This window comes from Bradyrhizobium iriomotense (genome assembly GCF_030160715.1).
GTDB lineage: Bacteria > Pseudomonadota > Alphaproteobacteria > Rhizobiales > Xanthobacteraceae > Bradyrhizobium > Bradyrhizobium iriomotense.
Map to the genome: position 1 here is coordinate 1 of NZ_BSOW01000087.1, position 5,728 is coordinate 5,728.

Annotated in this window: 5 protein-coding genes and 2 pseudogenes; 3 read left to right on the forward strand and 4 right to left on the reverse strand. The window is 62.0% G+C overall.

Going from position 1 to position 5,728, the window contains the following annotated elements:
* On the reverse strand, positions 1–676 hold a 676-nt coding region (gene istB, locus QQL28_RS45360; protein WP_284276360.1), incomplete at its 3' end, for an IS21-like element helper ATPase IstB.
* A gap of 11 nt (positions 677–687) precedes the next feature.
* Positions 688–1,512: pseudogene (locus QQL28_RS45365) on the reverse strand (Mu transposase domain-containing protein); the annotation flags it as partial.
* 8 nt (positions 1,513–1,520) lie between these two features.
* Between QQL28_RS45365 and QQL28_RS45370 the strand changes: the two are divergent.
* Positions 1,521–1,781 carry a DUF5372 family protein gene (locus QQL28_RS45370; RefSeq protein WP_284276365.1) on the forward strand — a complete coding sequence of 87 codons (261 nt, stop codon included), beginning with the start codon at positions 1,521–1,523 and terminating at the stop codon, positions 1,779–1,781.
* 164 nt (positions 1,782–1,945) lie between these two features.
* Positions 1,946–2,419: a helix-turn-helix domain-containing protein gene (locus QQL28_RS45375; RefSeq protein ID WP_284276362.1), complete on the forward strand. Its 474-nt coding sequence runs from the start codon at positions 1,946–1,948 to the stop codon at positions 2,417–2,419.
* Between the two features lie 38 nt (positions 2,420–2,457).
* Here QQL28_RS45375 and QQL28_RS45380 read toward each other — a convergent pair whose 3' ends face one another.
* Complete coding sequence (locus QQL28_RS45380) at positions 2,458–2,691, reverse strand: hypothetical protein (protein ID WP_225132295.1); 234 nt, start codon at positions 2,689–2,691, stop codon at positions 2,458–2,460.
* Here QQL28_RS45380 and QQL28_RS45385 point away from each other — a divergent pair.
* Complete coding sequence (locus QQL28_RS45385; protein WP_284276364.1) at positions 2,690–4,756, forward strand: recombinase family protein; 2,067 nt, start codon at positions 2,690–2,692, stop codon at positions 4,754–4,756. The two genes, QQL28_RS45380 and QQL28_RS45385, sit on opposite strands and share 2 nt — an antisense overlap.
* A gap of 18 nt (positions 4,757–4,774) precedes the next feature.
* Here QQL28_RS45385 and istA read toward each other — a convergent pair.
* Positions 4,775–5,524, reverse strand: a pseudogene (gene istA, locus QQL28_RS45390) (IS21 family transposase); the annotation flags it as partial.
* Positions 5,525–5,728: the final 204 nt, after the last annotated feature.

A 5,728-nucleotide genomic window follows, 5' to 3' on the forward strand; every position in this document is an offset into this window, starting at 1 on the left:
TGTGAAGCAGGCGATCAAGTATGGCATCAGCGTAAGTTGGGTCATTTATGAGCTCATGCCATTTGGCAATTGGAAGCTGACTGGTGACGAGTGTTGACCGACGGCCGTAACGGTCTTCGAGCATTTCGAGCAGATAGTGACGGGCATTGGCGTCGATGGTTTGGAGGCCCCAATCATCCAAAATTAGCAGGTCGACGGCGGCGATGCTCTTCATCCGCGAAGCGAGTCGGCCATCGCCCCGGGCAACGTCCAGTTCTTCGATCAACCGCGGCAGCCGGGTGTAAAGTACAGAGTGGTTGTCCCGGCAGGCCTTGTGGCCGAGCGCACAGCCAAGCCAGCTTTTCCCGACGCCGGTTGGCCCGACAATGGCGCAATTCTCATGGTTCTTGATCCAGTCTCCCTTGAGCAGCATGTCGAACAAGCGGCGGTCGAGCCCACGGGAGGCGCGGTAGTCGATATCCTCGGGCACGGCATGATGACGCAGCTTTGCTTTGCGAAGACGAAGCGCCAGGCGCCGGTTGTTACGCCAAGTCGCTTCATGGTCCAGCAGCAACGCCAGCCATTCGGCGTGAGCGAGACCCCGGACCTCCTCGTTGTCTGCGAGGCTCGTGAAGGCCTCGGCCATGCCGGTAAGGCCGAGCCGGGTAAGCAAGTGGAGTGTGGGGTGTGTCAGCATTCTCTTCCCTTTTAGTGGTAGTAGTCCGAGCCTCTGATGTTGGTGTGTATGATCGGCTCGCGCTCGGGGGACGCGGGCGTTGCAAGGCGATCGAGCCCCTTTTCGAGGATCGATTTGACGCTTGGGTAGTTGCGAGCCTCGATCTCAAGCGCGCGCAGCGCGGCCGCCTCGAGGCGCTCGGCGCCAAAGCGCTTCTCAAGCCGGATGATCCCCAGGCACGAACGATAGCCCTGTTCGGGATGCGGCCGATCCTCGATGATCCGGTCGATCAGCAGGCGCAGCATCGGGCCGATCCGGCTTGCCTCGCTGCGGATCTTTGCCGGCGTCCACTCGCCATAGCGCCGGTGGCTGGAAGGCATGTGGGCGCTGATCGTCGTGTGCCGACCGTTGCCGCTGCCGCGCATGTGCGCGGCGATACGCTCGCCGCCCAGGAAGATTTCAACCGTTCGTGCGCTGATCCGCGCTTCTACCTCCCGACGGGCGAAGCGATAGGGCACCGAGTAGTAGTGTCGTTCGATCTCGACGTGATAGTCGAGCCCGACCCGGCATCGGCGCCATTCGGCATGGACCCACGGTTCGCCGGGAAGCGGTTTAAGATTCGGCGCATCAATTTCCTCGAACAGCTGGCGCCGCGTGCGTCCATACTGACGCAGCACCCGTCCGTCATTGAGCTTGGCCAGCCACTCGGCGATCGCACCGTTGAGCTCGGCCAGACTGTAAAAAGTTCGGTTGCGCAGCCGCCCCAGCAGCCAGCGCTCGACGATTCCGACGCAGGCCTCGACCTTCGCCTTGGAGAAAGTCGTCGACTGCAGGCCGTGTAGGTACGACCCGCCAAAAGGTACGGATCACTCATCCCTTCCATCCGCTGTGCGGTCGCATGTTCGATCTGATCTGCCGGCAGCGACATTGGGGCGAAGACCGGGTGATCTATGAAGGGCAGAATGGACGACTTTGCACGATTGCGAGCGCCTGGACCGACATCGATCCCGGGGATGAGTTTCGGCTGATTGCCGCGGGTCGAGCAGCCTTTAGGACCGTTGATCTGCTGGCCCTGTGTGATGCGCTGGATCGGCTTGCCGAGGGATTGAGGTCCGACGATGCGTAAAGAGAATTGCGCCGCATATGTAAAGGGAATGACGCCGCTCCACAGCCGCCGAACGATGGACTTTTACAATTTAACCGGCCAAATATCAGCATGTGGTGTTGAATTGGGGCTTGATCATCAAGATCTAGAGGCGTATTTATATTTACGACGATTCGAGGCCACGCATGAGGAAGGCCAAAAAACAGGATCCGAAGAGCGCGGCGCTGGCGCAGGACGGCGTCCTCAATCCCGACCCCGAAGCTGTCCGCGACCTGCTGTTCGTCGGCAATCCATTCTTCGATGCCAAGGACTTGGTCCAGGTCCGTTACGAGATGGTGCGGCGCCATCAAGTCGACGGCGTTGCCATCAGCGAAGCCGCCGCGACGTTCGGCGTCACCCGCCCAACCTTCTACAAGGCCCAGAGTGCGCTGCAGAGCGCAGGCGTCGCCGGCTTGCTGCCGAACCGGCGAGGCCCCAAGGGTGGCCACAAGATCTCCGTCGAGGTCATTGCGTTCGTAGCCGATCTCAAGGCCGCAAGCCCCGAGCTGACGACACCGCAATGTCTCGATGCGATCGAGACACGCTTTGGCGTCAAGGTGCACCGGCGCAGCCTGGAGCGGGCGCTGGCGCGCAAAAAAAAACGACTCACTTCAACCTGATCGTTCCGCCGGCGGACGCCACGGATCGTTACGAGGAGCTACGCGCCGCGGTATTGCGAGGCGAGCTCGCCGCCTGCTTCGGCCTCGGCATTCTTCGCCGCCAAGGGCTCGCTGCATGGATCAGAGCGCTCGGGCAGCGCCGCCACGCCGAGATGGCGTACTGCGATCATCCGACCACGCCAGCGATCACGGTCGATCCATTGCCCGCAGCGGGCGACCTCACGCGCCTCATCGCGGGCATCATCATCGCCATCGCAATGGAGCCTGCCCATGGCTGAGCTCAAAGTTACTACCGAGCATCTCAAGCGCGCCGCCTACCTCTATGTCCGCCAATCGACCCTCCGCCAAGTCGCCGAGCACGGCGAAAGCACGCAGCGCCAATATGCGTTGCGCGCTCGGGCAATCGCCTCGGGCTGGCCGATTGAACGCATCCACGTCATCGATTGCGATCTCGGCAAATCCGGATCAAGTACGACAGCACGCGAGGGCTTCCAGCAACTCGTGAGTGAGGTGGCGCTGGGCAAGGCCGGCATTGTCATGGGTCTGGAGGTCTCGCGGCTTGCGCGCAACTCGGCTGACTGGCACCGCCTCATCGAGTTGTGCGCGTTGACGATGACGTTGATCCTCGACGAGGACGGAATCTACGATCCAGCCAACTTCAATGATCGCCTCCTGCTCGGCCTTAAGGGCACGATGAGCGAAGCCGAGCTGCACATCCTCAAAGCACGCATGCGCGGTGGCCAACTCAATAAGGCGCGACGTGGCGAGCTCGAGATGTGCCCTCCAGTCGGCCTGGTTTACCGGAATGATCGGACCCTCGGCCTCGATCCTGACGCCCAAGTGCAGAATGCCATCCGTCTCGTGTTCGACACCTTTGAGCGGACCGAAAGTGCCGTGCAGACCGTCCGCTTCTTCCGAGAGCAAGCTCTGTTGTTCCCACGTCGATTGCGCGCAGGTCCAAACAAGGGAGACCTCCTGTGGGCGCCGCCGAATCATGCACGGATCCTGCAGGTGCTCCACAATCCACGCTACGCCGGCGCCTTCGTCTATGGGCGCACGCGCACACGGTACAGACCCGACGGCGGCAGCAGTGTCGTCAGGGTTGCTAAGGCGGACTGGCAGTTCGTCATGCCGGGCATGTACCAAGGCTACATCGACTGGGAACGGTTCGAAGCCAATCAGCGGCGGCTCGCCGACAATGCCCGCGCCTTCGGCGGCGAACGGCGGTCGGGGCCGGCACGCGAAGGACCGGCGTTGCTGCAAGGTCGCGTGGTCTGTGGCCTCTGTGGCGAACGCATGGGTGTGCGCTACAGCCAAGAGCACAGCCGCATAGTGCCGACCTATGTCTGTCAAGCTAATGCGGTGCGGCGCGCGGGATGGACATGCCAAACGGTTCCCGGGAAGCTCGTCGATGCCGCGATCGCCGCCCTGATGATCGAGCTGCTGACACCGATGAGCCTGGCGGTCACTTTGGAGGTTCAGCGCGAGCTCGAGGCGCGCGCCGCGGAGACTGACGCAGCGCGTCGCCAGCATGTCGAGCGGATGCGGTATGAAGCTGAGATCGCGCGTCGGCGCTACATGAAGGTCGATCCCGACAACCGCCTTGTCGCCGATGCGCTCGAGGCGGAATGGAACGAGAAGCTGCGCCTTCATGCCGATGCGGCCGAAGACTACGAGCGCCGCAGCAAACAGCAAGCCGCAGCACTGAACGCCGAGACCCGACGGCGCATTCTCGATCTTGCCGAGCAACTGCCACGAATCTGGCACGACTCGCGTGTCGACGTCCGCGAGCGCAAGCGTATTGTGCGTCTACTCATCGACGACGTAACCCTGATCAAAGCGGAGAAGATCACTGTTCATGTGCGCCTGTCGGGCGGCGCGACGCGCTCCTTGGTGCTCGAACGGCCGTTGCCTATCGCACAGATCCGCAAGTTCAAACCCGAGCTCGTCGCCGAGGTCGATCGTCTCCTTGACTATTACTGCGATCGTGAGATCGCTGAGATTCTCAATCAGAACGGATGGCGCACATCGGAGGCAAAGCCGTTCAATCTGAAGAAGATCGCCTTCATTCGAGGTGCCTACAAACTGGCGAGTCGATACGATCGACTGCGCCACTGTGGCATGCTCACGACGCGCGAGGTCGCAGCGAGGTTTGGCATTGCCAAGACCACCGTGCAGGAGTGGGGCCGTCAGGGGCTCATCAAACAGTGCTACGCTGACAGCCTTAACCGTGGTCTCTGGGAGATCCCATCAAATACGACTATCCTTAAAGGCCGCGGCGGCCGCCGCTCCCGCAAACCGCGAACAACATCTATCACCGCGCAACTGTCAGGATGAGGTGCAATATGAAGCAATCGCCTTATCTCTCGGACGCCGCGGCCGCGCCGGCAAAATCGCCGTGCCGTAATGCTGCGCCATATCGCTATAGCTGCGGTTGACCATAGGGTCATAGAGGCAGGCCTTGATCACCGCGACCTTGGCGTTGTCGGGCACCAGGAGTTGCGTCGCGCCGCCAAAAAAGCTGTAGGCCGCGTTATGTCCCGCGATCCAGTCGCCGAGCTGCTCGGTCCACGTCGCCAGTGCGAACGACAAGCTGGATGCGCCCATGACCGCGACGAAGATGTGCGCGTCACGCACCTCGCCAGTCTTACGGTCAACCACCGGCACCGTGTCGCCGGCATAATCGACAAACAATTTCTCGCCCCCGCCGTGGTGCTGGCGCATCACCAGCGGCAGTCGGCCTTCCCAGTTGCGGAACAGGTCACAGAACCGGCTGTACCGGTACCCGTCCGGATGCTCTGCAATGTACTCGTCCCACAGCACCTGCAAGGTCACATGCTTGCGCTTGAGCTCGCGGGCAACAATGGACCAGTCAGGCTCGGCCACCTTGCGGCGCCCCGGCTTCACGCCAGGCACCCCGTACAGCAGTTGCTCCAGCTCGGTGTTGCTTATCGCTTCCGGGACGGGCCATGTCAGACCCGCGCGCGCAAACCGCTTCAGCGTGTCACGTACCGTCGTCGGCCCGACGCCTACACGCTCGCCAACCACGCGCGTCGAGAGCCCAGCCTCAAGGCTCAATCTCACAATCTCGCGCACCTGGCGCATGATAACCCTCCTCGTCGGCATCCAATTCTCCAAGCTGCTTCCAGCCGGAGAAATGGCCAACGATCAGGCCTCACACCATCCGAAACTGCGCGCGATCAAGTCGGAATGCTGCGCGGAGAATGCTCGGAACGCCGCGCGCGATCATTTCGGAACCCTGCACGCCATCAACTCGGTACGGTGCGCGCGATGCCCTCGGAATCGGCA